Below are 19,351 nucleotides of genomic sequence, written 5' to 3'. Positions count from 1 at the left end.
TTATTTTTGCCGACAGGATGGCGCGGTAAAACCGCAGCGGAAAAGGTTGTTTTTCCAATACAGGCCGCAAAAAAACAGGTAATGAAACATCCAAAGCGTAAACGGCCGGAAAGCCGCTCGCATGATGGCTTTTTGTGGCTGGCAACTTTGCTCGCCAACGGCACAATAGAGCACATGAACAGAGCAGGCTTTACCTTACCGGAATTGCTGATCGTCATGACTATCGCCAGCATGCTGATGGCCGGCGCGGTCGGTGGCTGGCAGCAGTGGCAGCAGACGCAGCGGCTAAACGCGAGCGCGCGGCAAATCCAGCATTTTTTACTGCGGCTGCGCAGCGAGACAAACTGGCATAACCGGCAGGCGCTGCTGTGGAAAACGGATGGCGCTTCGTGGTGCCTGGGCAGCGGCCCGGTGCAGGCGTCCTGCCATGGCCGCCAGCGCCGAACGTTAACTGCGCCCTGGCCTGCGATAAAAATAGCCTCGCTCACGGAGGGGATGGGATTTTATGGCCGCCGCAACGTGGCCAAACCGGGCCGGATCGTGATCGTCGGCGCGGCGGGCGAACGTCATATTATCCTGTCGTCGAGGGCAAGGGTGCGCATTTGTCAGGATGCCTGTCCGTGAAGCGCGGTGGTTTTACCCTGCCGGAAATGTTAGTGGCGTTGGCGATTAGCGGCGTACTGATGCTGGGCGCGGCAAAATTTCTGCCGCTGTTGCAGATCGGCAATCTGCGGATCCTGCTGACCTTTCAGCTTCACGAAGAGCTACAGCTGATGATGAGCACGCTGGAAAAAAGCGTGCGGCGCGCGGGCTACTGTCACGGCAAATGCCAGGGCGAAGGGCTGCAGACGATCGGCGAAAAAAACGCATGCCTGCTGGTGCGCTGGGACGAGAACAGCAACGGCCGCTGGGAAGGGCCGGGCAATGACAACAGCGACTACTATGGCTTCCGGCTGCGCGACGGCAATCTGGAGGCGCAGCGCGGCGTACAGAGCTGCGACAGCGGCGGATGGGAAAAAATGAACGACCCGGACAGCATAGTAATCAGCGATTTTCGCGTGCTTAAGCAGGCGAGACAGATCCGACTGCTGCTTGGCGGCTATGCCAGACGTTTTCCGCAGCTGCCGCTAACCGTCGAGCGCTGGATCACGGCGGAAAACTTGTGAATACGCAGCAGGGAAGCGGTGCGCTGCTGATGGCGATCCTGCTGTTGCTGATGTCGACGGCGCTGCTCAACGCCACCCGACAGCAGCTGGATGCATCGTTAAGCCTTGTGGCGGACGAGCGGCTTTATCTGCGGCAGGCCAGCCTGGCCGCTTCGGCGCTGGAGGCGGGGAAAAGGGGAAAATGGGCGTCGACGGTGGTTTGGCGCTGCCTTACGGCACGGCAGCAGCCTGACTGGCGGGCCTGTTTTAAAGTGACAACGAAAGGCGAAGCCTTATTACGTGGTGACGGCGGCAAAGACACTATCGCCTTTTATCAATGGGTAACCCACGATGAACAAAATGGCCGCGTACATCCACAGCCGCACGGCTGGCTTGATTTTTGTCCGTTGGCGCAGGAAGAAGACTGCCTGCCGGACAGGGAAACCGCAGGGCTTTAGCCTGCCGGAAACGCTGGTGGCGCTGCTACTGTTTAGCCTGAGCTCGCTGGCGCTGGTTCAGTATCAGCTGGCGCTGGGAAGAAGCTTTCAGCTGCAGCTACAGCAGCGGGAAGCGGTCAGGCTGGCCCGGCAGCGGTTCGAAGGCTATCAGGCGCCCGGCTGGCAGACGATGCTGGAACAGCAAACGCTGACCGAAGGCTGCATGCTGTTAACGGCGCGGGTTATCAGTCCTGCCGGGGCTAAAGCTGCATTATCGCAGCTGAGCTGTAAAAGCGAAGACCAACAGGAAAGTGCAGAGCTGCACAGGTAGTTTATGCTGTCGTCGTTTTGAAAAAGCCTGAAAGCAGCCAGCGGCCGATTATCTCTTTATGAGAGATAACAGCCGGAAATCTTTTTTCTGCTGCCACAGAAAAAAACAAGCTGGCAAAATAGCGAAGGTTCGGGACGTAACTATCCATTACTTTCCCTGTCATAATATTTTTGTTTTTATCAAGTGACTTTGCTTTTCAGGCGGTTTTGAAAGTTTTTATAAAAATATCTTTTCCCGTGTCAGTATTAACACAGAACGGCAGCGGCTTTTTGTATTAAGGAGGTATACCAGGACGGTTAACTATCCCGACTGAATCTGCCTGGCAATTAATGCAGTCAGTAACAGGCTCTTTTAATAAACCTTCACGGATGAAACAAGATGAAAATAGCAACGAAACTTTTACTCTCCCTCTCTTTATCCGCGGTATTTCTTCCCCCGGCGGGCGCAGATGCCGTCAAAGATGTGACCGTGGATTATCGACACGGCTACCGCCTGCGCGACCGCACCCACTACGATAAGCTGGCGCTGGGTGCCAGCCTGCCTGATAATTACGTTTTTAGCGTCGAAACCAAATTTAAAACCGGCGGCCCGGACCCGAAAGATAAATATTATAACGACATAGTTTTGAACGTAGTCGAAATGACGCTGATGAAAAACTTTTTTTATGGCGACTGGACTTTTACCCCTTTTATTCAGCCAGAGTTCAGTTCGGTGAGAACGGAATGGAAATTTGGCGTCGTGCCCTGGTATAAAATTAATGACAGCTGGTCTGTTGGCGGCATGTATCGCCTGGAGCTAAGCGACTATGCGCATGACGGCCAGTGCGGTGAAGCCGGTCACGACTATTGCAGCCTGGACAAGCACCGTACCGTTAACCGCTTTGATGCCTATTTCCGCTACCGCTGGAAAGATTTAACCACCACCTATAAATACATTTATATGCACGGTGACGATTTACTGTTCGCCAATAAGAAAAATAACTACGAGCAGGAGCTACAGTTTGATTATGTAGTTGGCGCGAACAGAGAGTGGCGGCCTTATGTCACCTTCGCCGATATCGGCCGCAGCGCTTATTCCAGCGAGCGCCAGCTCCGCTTAAGGCTGGGGGTCGCTTACACCTTTAAATAACTTTCGGCTACATAAACGGTAAACGGCCTGACAGCCGCATTTGCAACAGCCTCCGGACGGGGTAGAGTGTGCACGCAGAGCGCAACACCGTACCAGGAGCAGGCATGTTTACCGTTTATCACTCGAATCAGCTGGATCTTTTAAAAACGCTGGCGGCTTTTCATATTGAAAACCAGCCGCTGCGCGATCCTTTCCAGTCCGAAGTGGTGCTGGTGCAGAGTCCCGGTATGGCGCAGTGGCTGCAAATGTCGCTGGCCGAGCAGTTCGGCATTGCGGCTAATATTGCCTTTCCGCTGCCCGCGTCCTTTATCTGGGATATGTTTGTCCGCGTTCTGCCGGGCATTCCTAAAGAGAGCGCCTTCAGCAAAGCCAGCATGAGCTGGAAGCTGATGACTATCCTGCCGAAGCTGCTGTCGCGGCCGGAATTCGTTATGCTGAGCCACTACCTTTCCGATGATGAAGACAAGCGCAAATTGTTTCAGCTCGCGTCGCGTGTGGCCGATCTTTACGACCAGTATCTGGTTTACCGCTCGGAGTGGCTTAACAGCTGGGAAAAAGGGCAGCAGATCGAAGGGCTGGGCGAAGCGCAGCAGTGGCAGGCGCCGCTGTGGGCGGAGCTGGTTGCCTGGAACCGCGAGCTGGGCCATCCGGAATGGCACCGCGCCAATCTTTACGCGCGGTTTATCGCCACGCTGGAACAAAGCAGTACCCGGCCGCCAAACCTGCCGGATCGCGTATTTATCTGCGGCATCTCCGCGCTGCCGCCGGTGTACCTCCAGGCGCTTCAGGCGCTCGGCAAGCATATCGATATCCACCTGCTGTTTACCAACCCGTGCCGCCATTATTGGGGTGACATTCAGGATTACGCTTTTCTGGCTAAGCTGCAAAGCCGCCGCCGCGAGCACTACAAACAGCAGCGGGAAAGCGCGCTGTTTCGTGAAGAAGACGCCGCCAGCCTGTTTAACGAGGCGGGCGAGCAGCAGCTGAGCAATCCGCTGCTGGCTTCCTGGGGTAAGCTGGGGCGCGACAACCTGTTTTTGCTGGCGCAGATGGAGTGTCGGGAAATCGACGCCTTTGTCGATATCGAACCGACCACGCTGCTGCAAACGCTACAGCACGATCTGCTGGAGCTGGAAGACAATGCCGTGATCGGCCTGAAGCGGGAAGAGTGGGAATCCAGCCTGGGCAAGCGGGTGCTGGATCCCGACGACCAGTCGGTGACTTTTCACCTCTGCCACAGCCCGCAGCGCGAAGTGGAAGTGATGCAGGACAGGCTATTGGCGATTATGGCGGAAGATCCGCAGCTTTCGCCGCGCGACATTATCGTGATGGTGGCGGATATCGACGCCTACACGCCGTTTATCCAGGCGGTTTTCGGCAATGCGCCTGCGGAACGCTGGCTGCCTTTTTCCATCTCCGACCGTCGCGCCAGCCAGGCGCATCCCGCTTTGCAGGCCTTTATTGCGCTGCTGAGCCTGCCGGACAGCCGCTTTACCTCCGAAAGCGTACTGGCGCTGTTGGAAGTGCCGGCGGTTGCCAGCCGTTTCTCTGTTGATGAAGAAGGGCTGCGGCGGCTGCGGCACTGGGTCGGCGAGTGCGGCATTCGTTGGGGGCTGGATGACGACACGGTGCGCGAGCTGGATCTGCCGCCAACCGGACAGCATACCTGGCAGTTCGGCCTGACGAGAATGCTATTGGGCTACGCCATGCACAGCGATATCGGCCACTGGCAGGGCGTGCTGCCCTATGATGAATCCAGCGGCCTGATTGCCGAGCTGGTGGGGCACCTGGCCGAGCTGTTAATGCAGCTGCGTCGCTGGCGCGAGCGGCTGAGCGAGCCAAGAGCGCTGGAGGCGTGGCTGCCGCTCTGTCGCGAGCTGCTTGGCGATTTCTTTGAAGGCGATGCCGAGGCGGAAGCGGCGCTGGCGCTGATTGAAGAGCAGTGGCAGCAGGCCATCAGCTACGGTATTCAGGCCGAATATCAGCAGGCTATCCCGCTGTCGCTGCTGCGCGACGAACTGCGCGCCAGGCTGGATCAGGAGCGGATCAGCCAGCGCTTTCTTGCTGGCCCGGTTAACTTCTGTACGCTGATGCCGATGCGATCCATTCCCTTTAAGGTGGTTTGCCTGCTGGGCATGAACGACGGCGTCTACCCGCGCACGCTGCCGCCGCCGGGTTTCGATCTGATGAGCCAGCAGCCGAAAAAAGGCGACCGTAGCCGTCGCGACGACGACCGCTATCTGTTTCTGGAAGCCATTAACTCCGCTCAGCATCAGCTCTATATCAGCTATATCGGCCGCACCATACAGGACAATTCGGAACGATTCCCTTCGGTGCTGGTGAGCGAGCTGGTGGATTATATCGGGCAAAGCTTCTGTCTGCCGGAAGACCGTCAGAGCGATGTGGATACCAGCGCGGCGCGGGTTATCGCGCATCTGCATCACCTACACAGCAGGATGCCGTTTGCGGCGGAAAACTTTCTGCCGCAGGCGCGTTATCAGAGCTATGCGGCGGAGTGGCTACCGGCAGCGAAGGCGAGCGGCGTGCCGCATCCGCCATTTATGCAGCCGCTGCCGGAGGAAAATATTACCGAGCTTAACTTCGACCAGCTGCTGCGTTTCTGGCGTCATCCGGTACGCGCCTTTTTCAGCCTGCGGTTGGGCGTCAGCTTCAGCGCGGAAGACATGGAACTGCCGGATGCGGAACCTTTTATTCTGGATAACCTCAGCCGTTACCAGCTCAATACCCAGCTGCTGAATACCCTGATTGAAGGCCAGCCGGGCGAACCGCTGTTCGATCGTCATCGCGCGGCGGGCAATCTGCCGTATGGCGCCTGGGGCGAACTGTTCTGGCAGGATCAGCTGGCGGATATGGCCGAACTGGCCGGCGTGGTGCGCGAGCAGCGCAAGGATGCCGTCAGCCAGGAAATCAATCTTCAGGTTGGCGGGCTTCAGCTGAGCGGCTGGCTGCCTGCCGTACAGGACGATGGCCTGCTGCGCTGGCGGCCAGGCCACCTTAACTTTACCGACGGGCTGGCGCTGTGGCTGGAACATCTGGTCTACTGCGTGCTGGGCGGCAGCGGCGCCAGCCGCATGTACGGACGTAAAGAGAGCCGCTGGTGGTTCCCGCCGCTCTCCGCCATTGAGGCCAGCGGCTGGCTTGAACGCTATATCGAAGGCTATAAAGCAGGCATGTGCGCGCCGCTGCTGCTGCTGCCCAAAACCGGCGGTGCCTGGCTGGAGGCCTGCTATGACGAAAAGGCGGCGGCGGTCTCTTACGATGAGGCGACGCAGGCAAAAGCGCGCAATAAGCTGCTGCAGGCCTGGCAGGGCAATATGCAAATAGAAGGCGAGGGCAGCGATCCCTATCTGGCCCGGCTGTTCCGCACGCTGGATGAAGCAACGCTACAGCAAATCACGCACAACGCCGAAGTCTGGCTGCTGCCGCTGCTGCGGATGAATGACATTAACTGAGACATCCTGTAGTGTTACTTTATAACCCCATTTCGCTTTTTTTTCTGTCCGCTCCTGGCCAGCGGAGTCTTTAGGGTCGTCGTTTAGCTGTCGCCGCTTCGGGGGCGCAGAAAGCACGTTAGATTGTCGAGGAGTTTGAATGCGTCGTTATGCAGTCTGGTTCACCACGCTGTTTCTGCTTTTTACCTTCTGGAGTCCGCTGAGCCAGGCACAGTCAGGCTGGCAGCCGATCCCTGAAGCTATCCGCAAAAGTGAAAAAGATCCGCGCCAGTATCAGGCGATCAAACTCGACAATGGCATGACGGTACTGCTGGTTTCCGATCCGCAGGCGACAAAATCCCTGTCGGCGCTGACGCTGCCAATCGGCTCGCTGGACAACCCGCGTAACCAGCAGGGTCTGGCGCACTATCTTGAGCATATGCTGCTGATGGGCTCAAAACGCTATCCGCAGCCGGATAATCTGGCGGAGTTCCTGAAAAAGCACGGCGGCAGCCACAATGCCAGCACGGCGTCCTACCGCACGGCTTTCTACCTGGAAGTGGAAAACGATGCGCTGGCCCCGGCGGTGGATCGGCTGGCGGATGCCATCGCCGAGCCGCTGCTGGATCCGGTTAATGCCGATCGCGAGCGCCACGCGGTGAATGCCGAGCTGACGATGGCGCGCTCGCGCGATGGCTTGCGCATGGCGCAGGTCGGCGCGGAAACGCTGAATCCTGACCATCCCAGCTCGCTTTTTTCCGGCGGCAACCTGGACACGCTGAAAGACAAACCGGACAGCAAGCTGCACGATGCGCTGAAGGATTTTTATCAGCGCTACTATTCGGCCAACCTGATGAAAGCGGTGATTTACAGCAATAAGCCGCTGGCGGAACTGCAAAAAATCGCGGCCACTACGTTTGGCAGAGTGGCGAACCACAATGCCGCAGTGCCTGCGATTACCGTGCCGGTGGTGACGGATCAGCAGAAAGGCATTGTGATCCACTACGTGCCGGCCCAGCCGCGCAAGCAGGTCAGGATCGAGTTTCGCATCGACAATAACAGCGACCAGTTTCGCAGCAAGACCGATACGCTAATCGCCTATCTGATCGGCAATCGCAGCAAGAACACGCTTTCCGACTGGCTGCAAAGCCAGGGCCTGGCCGATTCTATTGATGCCGGCGCCGATCCGGTTATCGATCGCAACGGCGGCGTCTTTTCCATCTCTATTTCGCTGACCGATCGGGGGCAGGCAAACCGCGATCGGGTGGTGGCCGCCGTGTTCAGCTATCTGAACAAGCTGCGTAACGAAGGCATCGACAAACGCTATTTTGATGAAATGGCGCACGTGTTGGATCTGGACTTCCGCTATCCGTCGATCACGCGTGACATGGACTATATCGAATGGCTGGTGGATACCATGCTGCGCGTGCCGGTTACCGACACGCTGGTCGCGTCCTATATCGCCGATCGCTACGATCCGCAGGCGATTAAAGCGCGTCTGGACGGCATGACGCCGCAGAACGCCCGGATCTGGTTTATCAGCCCGAACGAGCCGCACAATAAGACCGCCTATTTCGTTAATGCGCCTTATCAGGTCGATCGCATCACGCCGGAGCGTTTTGCCGCCTGGCAGAAGGAAAGCGCGGCTATTTCGCTGGATTTGCCCGTGCTGAATCCCTATATCCCGTCTGATTTCACGCTGATTAAACCGGCGCAGCAGGTTGACCGTCCGCAGACGCTGGTTAACCAGCCGGGCCTGCGCGTGTTCTATATGCCGAGCCGCTTTTACGCGGACGATCCCAAAGCCAACATCACGCTGGCGCTGCGGAATAAAGAGGCGATGAGCACCGCCAAAAATCAGGTACTGTTCGGCATGAATGACTACCTGGCAGGCCAGGCGCTGGACGAGCTGAACTCGCAGGCTTCGGTTGGCGGCATCAGCTTCTCCACCAGCGAAAACGACGGCGTAACCTTTAACGCCAGCGGCTTTACTCAGCACCTGCCGGAGCTGATGCAGACGCTGCTGAAACAGTACGCCAGCTATCAGCCAACGCAGCAGCAGCTGGATCAGGCGAAGTCCTGGTATCTGGAGCGTCTGGACGCCGCCGAAAAAGGGAAGGCCTTCGAGCTGGCTATTCAGCCCGCGCAAATGCTGTCGCAGCTGCCCTATACCCAACGCAGCGAGCGCCGTAAGCTGGTGGCCGGTATTACGCTGGCCGATCTGAAGAATTACCGCAGTATGCTGTTGGAAAAAGCGACGCCGGAGCTGATGGTGGTCGGCAATATGACGCCGGAAAGCGTCAAGGCGCTGGCGACCACGCTGAAAGCGCAGCTTAACTGCGAAGGGCAGAGCAGCTGGCACAGCGATTATCTGACGGTGGATAAAACGGCAAACGCCAATTTACAACAGGCCGGCAGCAGCACCGATTCCGCGCTGGCCGCGCTGTACGTGCCGCTCGGCTATGAAGAGTTCGACAGCATCGCCAGCAGCGCCATGCTCAGCCAGATTGTGCAGCCGTGGTTCTATAACCAGCTGCGTACTGAGGAGCAGCTTGGCTATGCGGTATTCGCCTTCCAGATGCCGGTTGGTCGCCAGTGGGGCATCGGCTTCCTGCTGCAAAGCAACGTTAAGCAGCCCGCTTATCTGCTGCAGCGCTTTGAGGCGTTCTATCCGACGGCGGAAAAGCGCCTGCGCGAGATGAGCAAAGAGGATTTCGCCCAGTATCAGGCGGCAATGATCAACGAGCTGAAGCAGCGTCCGCAAACGCTGGATGAAGAAGCGGGCCGCTACAGTAAAGATTTCAACCGGCAGAACTACCGTTTCGACACCCGTGAAAAAGTGGTTGCCCGTATTCAGGCGCTGACGCCAGAGAAGCTGGCGGCCTTTTTCCACGATGCGGTCAGCAAACCGCAGGGCCTGACGCTGCTGTCGCAGATCTCCGGCAGCCAGCACGACAAGGCCGACTATGCGAAGCCGGCGGGCTTTACCACCTGGCAGGAAGTGTCGAAGCTACAGCAATCTTTTCCGGTGCAAAGCGATAAATGAAGGTCCAGCGTCTCGATCCCCTGACGCTGCCGCTGAAAGGCGAAAGGCTGATAGAAGCCTCGGCGGGCACGGGGAAAACCTTTACCATCGGCCTGCTCTACCTGCGTCTGCTGCTGGGGCTGGGCGGCGAAGCGTCGTTCGGGCGGCCGCTTTCGGTTGAAGAGATCCTGGTGGTGACCTTTACCGAAGCGGCCACCGCAGAGCTGCGCGGCCGCATCCGTGAAAACATCCACCGGCTGCGTATCGCCTGCGTGCGCGGATATACGGCTGACGGCGTACTGGCCCAGCTGCTGACGGAAATCGACGACCTGCCGCAGGCGGCCGCGCAGCTGCTGGCCGCAGAGCGCCAGATGGACGACGCCGGGATTTTTACCATCCACGGCTTCTGCCAGCGCATGCTGAACCTGAACGCCTTTGAGTCAGGCATGCTGTTTGAGCAGCAGCTGATTGAGGATGAGTTTCCGCTGCGCCGTCAGGCCGCCGCCGACTTCTGGCGCCGCTACTGCTATCCGCTGCCGCTGCCGATAGCGCGGGTAATGACCCAGATGTGGCAGGGGCCGGAGCAGCTGCTGACCACGCTGCTGCCCTGGCTGAACGGCGAAGCGCCGGTGCTGAAATATCCGCTTGATTTGCAGGAAACCTTTAGCGAACGTCACGACAAAATTATCGCGCAGATCGACGGCCTGAAAGCGGCCTGGCTGGCGGCCGGTAATTTGCACGATCTGATCGCGCAATCGGGCGTGGATAAGCGAAGCTACAGCAGTAAGCACTTACCTAACTGGCTGGACAAGCTGAACCAGTGGGCGATGGCGGAGACGCTGGACTATCTGTTTCCCAAAGAGCTGGAACGCTTTGGCCAGCGCGTGCTGCATGAAAAAACCAAAAAGGGCGAGCCGCCGCAGCATCCGCTGTTCGAAGAGATCGACCGTTTTCTGGCCGAGCCGCTGTCGCTGCGCGATTTAGTGATCGCCACCGCGCTGGAGGAAATCCGCCAGGCAACCCAGAAAGAGAAGCGCCAGAACGCGCTGCTGGGGTTTGACGATTTGCTACAGCGCCTCGACAGCGCGCTGCGGCAGCCGGGCGGCGAGGCGCTGGCGCAGGCGATCAGAACCCGCTATCCGGTCGCGCTGATTGATGAATTTCAGGATACCGACCCGCAGCAGTACCGTATTTTCCGCGGTATCTACGGCCAGCAGCCCGACAACGCGCTGCTGCTGATTGGCGATCCCAAACAGGCAATTTACGCTTTTCGCGGCGCGGATATTTTTACCTATATGAAAGCGCGTGGGGAAGTCAGCGCTCACTACACGCTGGAAACTAACTGGCGCTCGTCGCCGATGATGGTTAACAGCGTTAACCAGCTCTTTTCCCGCATGCAGGATCCCTTTCTGTTCAGCGAAATTCCCTTTATTCGCGTTGAGCCAGCCGCGCCCAACGCCGCGCTGAGCTTTACCGTTGAGGGCAAGGAGCAGCCCGCGCTGCGCTTCTGGCTACAGCCGGGCGACGGCGTGGGCGTGACGGAATATCAGCAGTTTATGGCGCGCCAGTGCGCGGCGGATATCTGCCGCTGGCTGAGCGCGGGACAGCAAGGCACGGCGCAGATCGGCAAGGGCAACGAGCTGCGGCCGGTGCAGGCTTCGGACGTCACCGTGCTGGTGCGCAGCCGCAGCGAAGCCGCGCTGGTACGGGAAGCGCTCAACGCCCTGAATATTCCCTCGGTCTACCTTTCCAACCGCGACAGCGTGTTCGCCACCCAGGAAGCGCGTGAAATGCTGTGGCTGCTTCAGGCGGTGCTGGCGCCGGAGCAGGAACGTATTCTGCGCAGCGCGCTCGCTACCAGCATCTTCGGGCTGGATGCGCCGACCTTGCAGGATCTGAGCGAGGACGAGCGCAAATGGGATGCGCTGGTGGATGAGTTCGACCACTATCGTCAGCGCTGGCTGAAGCGGGGCGTGCTGCCGATGCTGCGCGAGCTGATGGTCAACCGGCAGATTGCGGAAAACCTGCTGGCTTCGGAAAGCGGCGAGCGCCGCCTGACCGATCTGCTGCATCTGGGCGAGCTGTTGCAGGAAGCTTCCGCGTCGCTCGACAGCGAGCACGCATTGGTGCGCTGGCTGGCGCAGGAAGTGGCGCAGCCCAACGGGCAGTCGGCCAGTCAGCAGCTGCGGCTGGAGAGCGATCGCCACCTGGTGCAGATCGTCACTATCCATAAATCGAAAGGTCTGCAATATCCGCTGGTGTGGCTGCCGTTTGTTGCCAACTATCGCGAAGCGGCCACGGGCATCTATCACGATCGACAGAATTATCAGGCGCTGCTGGATCTGCGCGAGGACGAGGAAAGCCTTGAGCTGGCCGAACAGGAGCGGCTGGCCGAGGATCTGCGCCTGCTCTATGTGGCGCTGACGCGCTCCGTTCATCACTGTAGCGTGGGCGTTGCGCCGCTGATCAAAGGCAACCGTAAAAAAGAAGGCAACAGCGATCTGCACCGCAGCGCGCTGGGCTGGCTGTTGCAGCAGGGCGAACCGGCTGACGCCACCGCGCTACGCGAGCAGCTGCTTACAATGCAAAACGAGGCGGTAGAAACCGTGCTGGCGGAGACGCCGGAAAGCGCTCCCTGGCAGCCGCAGCGGCACGCCTTACACGCGCTCAGCAGCAAAGCGATGGCGCGCAAGCTGCGCGACGAGTGGCGGGTGACCAGCTATTCCGGGCTACAGCAGCACGGCCATTCCGTCACGCTGGATCTGCTGCCGCGCCTGGACGTTGACGCGGCGGGCGAGGCGCAAAGCCAGCAGGCTGCGCAATTGACGCCGCATACTTTTCCTCGCGGCGCGGCGCCGGGCACTTTTCTGCACGGCCTGTTTGAAAACCTCGACTTTACCCAGCCGGTGGATGAAGCCTGGCTGAGCGAACAGCTTGCCGGACAGGGACACGACCTTGCCTGGCTGCCGGTGATGAAACAGTGGCTGGAAAATGTGCTGACCACGCCGCTGAATGAAACCGGCGTCAGCCTGAGCCAGCTACCGGCGGAAAGCCGTCAGGTGGAGCTGCAATTTTATCTGCCCATCAAACAAATGCTGATGGCGGAAAAGCTGGATCGGCTGGTGCGCCATTACGATCCGCTGTCGGCCGGCTGCCCGCCGCTTAACTTTCAGCAGGTGCAGGGAATGCTGAAAGGTTTTATCGATCTGGTGTTTTGCTGGCAGGGAAAATATTATCTGCTGGATTATAAATCCAACTGGCTGGGCGAGTCGGGCGAGCACTACACGCCGGAAGCGATGGCGGAAGCGATGCGCGCGCACCGTTACGATCTGCAATATCAGCTTTATACGCTGGCGCTGCATCGCTATTTGCGTCATCGTCTGGCTGACTACGATTATCAGCGCCACTTCGGCGGCGTTATCTATCTTTTCCTGCGCGGCGTGGACGGTACGGCGCGTGAAAACGGCATCTTCCGCACCTGCCCGGAAGCGGCTTTTGTGCAGTCGCTCGACGCGCTGTTTGCCGGGGAATTTCAGGAGGAACTATGGCCATAGCGCAACTGCTGCTCTCCGCCTGTGAGGCGCGACTGCTGCGTCCGCTGGACGTGCAGTTCGCCCGCATGGTGGCGGGCGACGATCATCCCGCGCTGATGCTGGCTGCGGCCTGCGTCAGCGCCGAAGCGGGCGAGGGGCACGTGTGCCTGCCGCTGACGCATCTCAGCGAAGCGCTGCTGTTCGGCGGACGCCATCCTGAGCTGGCCGGTCAGCTGTGGCAGGCCGTTGGCGAGCCGGACTGGCATCACCTGCTGTCATCGGCGCAGGCCGTGGGCGACGGCACGACGGCAACGCCGCTGGTACTGCATCAGCAGCGGCTCTATCTGCATCGCATGTGGCAGTCGGAAGGGCAGGTGGCGCAGTTTATCGTGCGTGAAGCCCATACGCCCTTTGACGAACAGCGGCTGCGCAGCGCGCTCGACAGGCATTTTGGGGAGCAGCCGGATAACTGGCAGAAAATCGCCGCAGCGGTGGCGATCACGCGGCAAATTGCGGTGATCTCCGGCGGGCCGGGAACGGGCAAAACCACCACGGTAGCCAAACTGCTGGCGACGCTGCTGGAGCTTTCTTCCGGCTCGCTGCGTATTCGCCTGGCCGCCCCGACGGGTAAAGCGGCGGCGCGGCTGACCGAATCCCTGGGCAAAGCGTTGCAGCGGCTTGAAGTCAGCGAAGCGGAAAAACAGCGTTTTCCTGCCGAGGCCACCACGCTGCATCGCCTGCTGGGCGCGGTGCCCGGCAGCCAGCGGATGCGCTATCACGCGGGCAATCCGCTGCATCTGGATCTGTTAGTGGTGGATGAAGCTTCTATGGTGGATTTGCCGATGATGGCGAGCCTGATCGCCGCGCTGCCGCCGCACGCCAGGGTGATCTTTCTGGGCGATCGCGACCAGCTTGCCTCGGTGGAAGCGGGCGCGGTGCTCGGCGATATCTGCCGCTGCGCGGAGTCCGGCTACAGCAGCCAGCGCGCGGAAATGCTGATGCGCCTGACCGGCTGCGAGATTGCAGGCCAGGAGGACAAGCTGGCGCCAGCGGTGCGCGACAGCATTTGCCTGCTGCGTAAAAGCTACCGTTTCGACGCCTCATCGGGCATCGGGCAGCTGGCGCTGGCGGTCAACGCGGGCGATATCCGTCAGGTTGAAAAAGTATTTAACGCGGATTTTGCTGATATTACCCGCTTTACGCTGAGCAGCAGCGCAGAGTATCAGCATCTGCTGGACACCAGCGTGGCAGGCTATCGCGACTATCTTGAGCAGATTGCCGACCAGGCGGAACCTCGCCGGGTGATTGAGGCGTTTGGCCGCTTTCAGCTGCTGTGTGCGCTGAGGGAGGGGCCGTTTGGCGTGTTCGGACTTAATGAGCGTATTGAGGCCGCCTTGCAGAAAAAACGGCTGATCCAGCGCCAGCCGGGCAGCAAATGGTATATCGGCAGGCCGGTAATGATCGCCCGCAACGACAGCGCGCTGGGGCTGTTTAACGGTGATATCGGCATTGCGATGAACGATGCGGAAGGCGCGCTGAAGGTGTTCTTCCCGCTGCCCGACGGCAGCATTCGGGCCGTGCAGCCCAGCCGCCTGCCGCCGCATGAAACCGCCTATGCGATGACCGTGCATAAATCACAGGGCTCGGAGTTTGATCATACGCTGCTGGTGCTGCCGAATCAGTTTGCGCCGGTACTGACGCGCGAGCTGGTTTACACCGCCATCACCCGCGCCAGAGAACGCCTGACGCTGTATGCGGATAATCAGGTGCTGAACAGCGCGGTGAAGATGCGCACGCGCCGCCGCAGCGGCCTGGTGGAACGGCTGGCGGGGTAAAGTGGGGCGAAATGTCATTAACGCTTGCGCATACTTTTGACGAACGCTGGATTTTAGCTGAGGCAAAATCGTATAATTACCAGGCAATTTGCAACAGGAGGCTAATTATGGCCGTTATGAGATTTAGGGCAGCAGGAAATGCCATTGAACATACCTCGGTGAAAAGACCTGATGAAGATCTCCGTTGTAGTAAAGCTCAGGCATTAAAGCGTGCTTATGAAGGAGCTGTTCCCCACGCTCCCGGGCATGGCATTTCTGAAGAGCGCGCGCTGGAAATTTCTCAGCAATTCGTTGATTTGTATGAAAATAAAGAAAAGCGCAGGAGAGGTTTTAAGCTGGCATGACGCTAAAGGGAGATGTTTATGTCAGCGAGAATTATGAATATCTGATGGAACAGGACATAAGCCAGGGAAAGACTGAGCTTGAAACAGCGCTTAATGATTTCAAAATATATTGGCCAGGCCCTGGCTTCCATCTGAGTTTTGGTAAAGATAATCAGTTCACTCGCCCTTATAGCCCCGCTCCGGGCATTTTAAGCTGTTCAATCAGGAAAGTGCATGTCAGGCCCGTTGTATTCACACCTGTTCATGGATGGAATGGAACTCGGGCTGCATGGGATCTGCAAAAAATTCCCCGCAAAGCGACCAGTAATACTTATCTTATCTATGCGGTTAATAGCAACAGGGACGCCCTGGTTATGGCGTTGCTAAAAAACGCTCATTATGCGACGCAGTCAAATGACCTTATGCAAGGTTTTATGGAAACAGCGGATAACTGGTATGCGGATATGGGCATAAAACCTCTTCCCGTTGCCGGCCACGATTCTGTCTGGTCTGTCCATATCTGGAAAAAATAATACCGTTCCTGTCCTGCTTATGTAAATCCGTGCCTTCCGCCATGACAGCAGGCTATGCACTTGCACGAGCCTTACTGCGCAATAAATCCCAGCAAAAGGTAAGCAGTGGATGATCAAGGGCTGAGCGAAACGATTAATAAGGCTCTGGCGGGTCCTTAATTTTATGAGGCCGGGTGCGTGCAACTAAATCAGCCCAATCTCAGTTACCGAAGCAGACCGGTATAAACTCATTCGTGCGGACTCGTTACGCGCGCCACTGTGCGAAAATAGTCTACTTATCTGCCAGACCCCGATGTCAGCAAAAGGCGGGGAAACTATAAAAAAACGTAGCGTCCCGCGCTTTGTTAATCATCGCAATTTTTACGCCATCCGCGCATGGCTCAGATCGGCCATCAGCACCTTTGAGCGGCGCTGGTAGTTATACATCTGCTTTTTGCTTTCCGGCAGCTCTTCGATATCGACCGGCGTAAAGCCGCGCTCCTGGAACCAGTGAATGCTGCGTGTGGTCAGCACAAACAGCTTTTTCAGCCCCATCTGCCGCGCCTGCAGCGCCACTCTTTCCAGCAGCGCTTCGCCGCGCGACGAGCTGCGGTAGTCCGGGTGTACCGCGACGCAGGCCATCTCGCCGATTTTCTCTTCCGGGAAAGGGTAGAGCGCCGCGCAGCCGATGGTGAGGTTATCCCGCTCGATAATCGTAAATTTGTCGATTTCGATCTCTAACTGCTCGCGCGAGCGACGCACCAGAATGCCCTGCTGCTCCAGCGGGCGGATCAGCTCAAGGATGCCGCCGATGTCGTTGATGGTGGCGCGGCGGATCTGCTCGGCGCTTTCCATCACAATCTGCGTACCGATACCGTCACGCGAGAACAGTTCCTGCAACAGCGTGCCGTCCTCCTGATAGCTAATCAGGTGGCTGCGGCGCACGCCGCTGCGGCAGGCCTTCACCGCGCCGCGTAAAAAGCGCACGGTCGCAGACAGATAGTCATGGCCTTCTTCCAGCTCGATAATGCGCTGCTGCGCTTCGTTCGGGAACAGCTCGGAGATAATTGCGCCTTCGCTGTCGGTCACGCCCTGTTCCGCGCAGAAGCCGATCATTTTTTCCGCCTTCAGCTTGATCGCCAGCTGGGTGGCGACTTCTTCCGAGGTCAGGTTAAAGCTCTCGCCGGTCACGGAAACGGCAACCGGCCCCAGCAGCACGATAGCGCCGCTGTCGAGCTGGCGGTGAATAGCCTCTTCATCGATGCGGCGGATACGGCCGCTGTGGCAGTAATCCACGCCGTCATCCACGCCCAGCGGCTGCGCGATAATAAAGTTGCCGCTGACGACGTTGATATGCGCGCCCTGGAGCGGCGTGTTGTTCAGGCTCATCGACAGGCGCGCGGTGATATCCAGCTGTAAACGGCCTGCCGCCTGCTTGACCAGCTCCAGCGACTGCGCGTCGGTGACGCGGGTATGCTTGTGATAAACCGGCTCCAGCTGATGCTCCGCCAGATTGGCGTCAATCTGCGGCCTCGCACCGTATACCACCACCAGGCGAATGCCGAGGCTGTGCAGAAGGCCAATATCATTAACGATGCTTGAGAAGTTATCATGCTCAATGGCTTCGCCGCCCAGCATAATGACAAACGTCTTACCACGATGGGCATTGATATAGGGCACGGTATGGCGAAACCCCTGAACCAGCTCGGTACTCCGTTCCTTCACGGCAAACCCTCTATGAATTATTATTCGCTAAAAATGTATTTTTATTCTTTTATCGCGCGGGCGCAAGTGCCAATTTTCAACCTTCTCTTTAACGTAGCTTAACGCTGCGGCCCGTGAAGGGCTTTTGGGGGTGACACCGGCAGCAGGATTCGCTACAGTTTTGCGCCTGGTGGTTTTTTGGTTTTATTTTTCTTTACAAAACAGCAATTTCTTACTGGAGTGGCATGTCTGATTTACCTTCGCCCGGCCGACGTCGCTGGCTACAGGGCGCTGGCGCAGCGCTGCTGCTGAGCGTCAGCAAAGCGGGACTGGCGGCAAGCAGCCATATTGTGGCCGTGCGCATCTGGCCGTCTTCAACCTATTCCCGCGTCACGCTGGAATCCAATACTCCGCTGAAATATAAACAGTTTGCGTTAAGTCATCCTGAACGCATAGTGGTGGATATCTCCGGCGTGCACCTGAATCAGACCCTGCATCAGGTCGGGCATCTGGTGCGCAGCGACGATCCCTATATTAAAAGCGCGCGCGTCGGCCAGTTCGATCGCCATACGGTGCGGCTGGTGCTGGAGCTGAAGCAGAGCGTGACGCCAAAAGTCTTTACGCTCGATCCGGTCGCCGGCATCAAAAACCGCCTGGTGCTGGATCTCTATCCGGCCAGAAACCGCAGCCATAACCATGAAGACGATCCGCTGCTGGCGCTGTTGCAGGATTACAATAAAGGCGAGCTGGAAAGCGGCCAGCCCGCTTCCGCGCCGTTGCCCGGCAAAGCGGGGCGGGATCGTCCGATTATTATCATGATCGATCCCGGTCACGGCGGCGAAGATACCGGTGCTATCGGCAAGCATAAAACCAAAGAAAAGGACGTGGTGCTGAAAATCGCCCGTCGGTTGAAAGCGCTAATCGATAAGCAGCCCAATATGCGCGCGCATATGACACGCAGCGACGACGTATTTATTCCGTTGAAGGTGCGGGTGGCAAAAGCGCGCAGATTACGCGCCGATCTGTTTGTTTCTATTCATGCCGATGCCTTTACCAGCCGGGCGGCGCGAGGCTCTTCCGTGTTCGCGCTGTCGACTAAAGGCGCAACCAGCACCGCCGCGCGCTATCTGGCGCAAACGCAGAACGAATCGGATCTGATCGGCGGCGTCAGCATGAGCGGCGATCGCTACCTTGATCACACTATGTTCGATATGGTGCAGAGCCTGACCGTTAACGACAGCCTGAAGTTCGGCAAGGAAGTGCTGGGACATATGGGCAAAATTAATCATCTGCACAAAAAGAAGGTGGAGCAGGCGGCTTTTGCGGTGCTGAAAGCGCCGGATATTCCTTCCATTCTGGTGGAAACGGCTTTTATCAGTAATCTGGAGGAGGAGCGCAAACTGCGTACGGCAGCGTTCCAGCGTCAGGTGGCGGAGTCGATTCTGGCAGGGATTAAAGGCTATTTTGCCCACGGCGCACCGTTAGCACCAAGATAGGAAGGCGGGCGGCGACAGGTCGTCCGATAAAATAAGAAAGTTGGAACGCCAGAAACAAAAAAACACCCGAAAGGGTGTTTAGTTGGTTGCGGGAGCCGGATTCGAACCGACGACCTTCGGGTTATGAGCCCGACGAGCTACCAGGCTGCTCCATCCCGCGTCCGATGCTGACGCTTCCATCACGGCAGGCTTTTTTACTACTACATTTTCCTGAGAAAATGGTTGCGGGAGCCGGATTTGAACCGACGACCTTCGGGTTATGAGCCCGACGAGCTACCAGGCTGCTCCATCCCGCGTCCGAACTTCCTGGCGCTTCCATCACGACAGGTTTACTGCTTTTCCCCGGAGGGAATTGGTTGCGGGAGCCGGATTTGAACCGACGACCTTCGGGTTATGAGCCCGACGAGCTACCAGGCTGCTCCATCCCGCG

At 58.2% G+C, this 19,351-nt stretch carries 14 protein-coding genes and 3 tRNA genes; 12 read left to right on the top strand and 5 right to left on the bottom strand.

Going from position 1 to position 19,351, the window contains the following annotated elements:
- Positions 1–81 precede the first annotated feature (81 nt).
- The 4 genes from AB3U87_RS01950 to AB3U87_RS01935 are packed head-to-tail and all read left to right on the top strand — an operon-like array spanning position 82 to position 1,913.
- Complete coding sequence (locus AB3U87_RS01950) at positions 82–624, top strand: prepilin-type N-terminal cleavage/methylation domain-containing protein (RefSeq protein WP_370734695.1); 543 nt, start codon at positions 82–84, stop codon at positions 622–624.
- Positions 615–1,166 carry a prepilin peptidase-dependent protein gene (locus tag AB3U87_RS01945; protein WP_253461231.1) on the top strand — a complete coding sequence of 184 codons (552 nt, stop codon included), beginning with the start codon at positions 615–617 and terminating at the stop codon, positions 1,164–1,166. Before AB3U87_RS01950 ends, AB3U87_RS01945 begins: the two co-directional genes overlap by 10 nt.
- Entirely contained in the window at positions 1,163–1,603 is a 441-nt protein-coding gene (locus tag AB3U87_RS01940; protein WP_394148221.1) for a DUF2509 family protein, read from the top strand. The genes AB3U87_RS01945 and AB3U87_RS01940 overlap by 4 nt, the downstream gene beginning before the upstream one ends.
- A gap of 16 nt (positions 1,604–1,619) precedes the next feature.
- A complete protein-coding gene (locus tag AB3U87_RS01935; protein ID WP_253458758.1) occupies positions 1,620–1,913 on the top strand; it encodes a prepilin-type N-terminal cleavage/methylation domain-containing protein in 294 nt (97 codons plus the stop codon).
- A 1-nt stretch (position 1,914) separates the two neighbouring features.
- Here the strand turns inward: AB3U87_RS01935 and AB3U87_RS01930 are convergent, their stop codons facing one another.
- Entirely contained in the window at positions 1,915–2,061 is a 147-nt protein-coding gene (locus tag AB3U87_RS01930; RefSeq protein WP_253458761.1) for a hypothetical protein, read from the bottom strand.
- Between the two features lie 230 nt (positions 2,062–2,291).
- On the opposite strand from AB3U87_RS01930, the gene AB3U87_RS01925 reads away from it, so the two are divergent.
- The 7 genes from AB3U87_RS01925 to AB3U87_RS01895 all read left to right on the top strand — a co-directional run bounded on the left by AB3U87_RS01925 (position 2,292) and on the right by AB3U87_RS01895 (position 15,742).
- Entirely contained in the window at positions 2,292–3,041 is a 750-nt protein-coding gene (locus tag AB3U87_RS01925) for an oligogalacturonate-specific porin KdgM family protein (protein WP_253458764.1), read from the top strand.
- 104 nt (positions 3,042–3,145) lie between these two features.
- Positions 3,146–6,514, top strand: a complete 3,369-nt coding sequence (recC, locus tag AB3U87_RS01920) for an exodeoxyribonuclease V subunit gamma (protein WP_394148218.1) — start codon at positions 3,146–3,148, stop codon at positions 6,512–6,514.
- Between the two features lie 139 nt (positions 6,515–6,653).
- On the top strand, positions 6,654–9,539 hold the full coding sequence (gene ptrA, locus AB3U87_RS01915; protein WP_253458770.1) for a pitrilysin: 2,886 nt from the start codon (positions 6,654–6,656) through the stop codon (positions 9,537–9,539).
- Positions 9,536–13,072, top strand: a complete 3,537-nt coding sequence (recB, locus tag AB3U87_RS01910; protein ID WP_394148216.1) for an exodeoxyribonuclease V subunit beta — start codon at positions 9,536–9,538, stop codon at positions 13,070–13,072. The genes ptrA and recB overlap by 4 nt, the downstream gene beginning before the upstream one ends.
- Positions 13,063–14,886 carry an exodeoxyribonuclease V subunit alpha gene (recD, locus tag AB3U87_RS01905; RefSeq protein WP_394148214.1) on the top strand — a complete coding sequence of 608 codons (1,824 nt, stop codon included), beginning with the start codon at positions 13,063–13,065 and terminating at the stop codon, positions 14,884–14,886. Before recB ends, recD begins: the two co-directional genes overlap by 10 nt.
- Positions 14,887–14,897: 11 nt before the next feature.
- Positions 14,898–15,230 carry a hypothetical protein gene (locus AB3U87_RS01900; protein ID WP_253458779.1) on the top strand — a complete coding sequence of 111 codons (333 nt, stop codon included), beginning with the start codon at positions 14,898–14,900 and terminating at the stop codon, positions 15,228–15,230.
- Positions 15,227–15,742, top strand: coding sequence for a type II toxin-antitoxin system YafO family toxin (locus tag AB3U87_RS01895; protein ID WP_253458783.1), 516 nt, complete (start codon positions 15,227–15,229; stop codon positions 15,740–15,742). Before AB3U87_RS01900 ends, AB3U87_RS01895 begins: the two co-directional genes overlap by 4 nt.
- Before the next feature lie 360 nt (positions 15,743–16,102).
- On the opposite strand, the gene argA is transcribed toward AB3U87_RS01895, so the two are convergent.
- Complete coding sequence (gene argA, locus AB3U87_RS01890; protein ID WP_253458786.1) at positions 16,103–17,446, bottom strand: amino-acid N-acetyltransferase; 1,344 nt, start codon at positions 17,444–17,446, stop codon at positions 16,103–16,105.
- Between the two features lie 224 nt (positions 17,447–17,670).
- On the opposite strand from argA, the gene amiC reads away from it, so the two are divergent.
- Positions 17,671–18,921 carry an N-acetylmuramoyl-L-alanine amidase AmiC gene (amiC, locus tag AB3U87_RS01885; RefSeq protein ID WP_253458789.1) on the top strand — a complete coding sequence of 417 codons (1,251 nt, stop codon included), beginning with the start codon at positions 17,671–17,673 and terminating at the stop codon, positions 18,919–18,921.
- A gap of 83 nt (positions 18,922–19,004) precedes the next feature.
- On the opposite strand, the gene AB3U87_RS01880 is transcribed toward amiC, so the two are convergent.
- From AB3U87_RS01880 to AB3U87_RS01870, 3 genes are all read right to left on the bottom strand, one after another.
- Positions 19,005–19,081 (bottom strand) — tRNA-Met (locus AB3U87_RS01880).
- A 59-nt stretch (positions 19,082–19,140) separates the two neighbouring features.
- A tRNA-Met gene (locus tag AB3U87_RS01875) sits at positions 19,141–19,217 on the bottom strand.
- Between the two features lie 57 nt (positions 19,218–19,274).
- Positions 19,275–19,351, bottom strand: a tRNA-Met gene (locus AB3U87_RS01870).

This window comes from Erwinia plantamica (assembly GCF_043420595.1).
In the GTDB taxonomy this organism is placed as follows: Bacteria; Pseudomonadota; Gammaproteobacteria; order Enterobacterales; family Enterobacteriaceae; genus Erwinia; species Erwinia aeris.
This window is presented reverse-complemented; position numbering and strand designations above follow the sequence as displayed.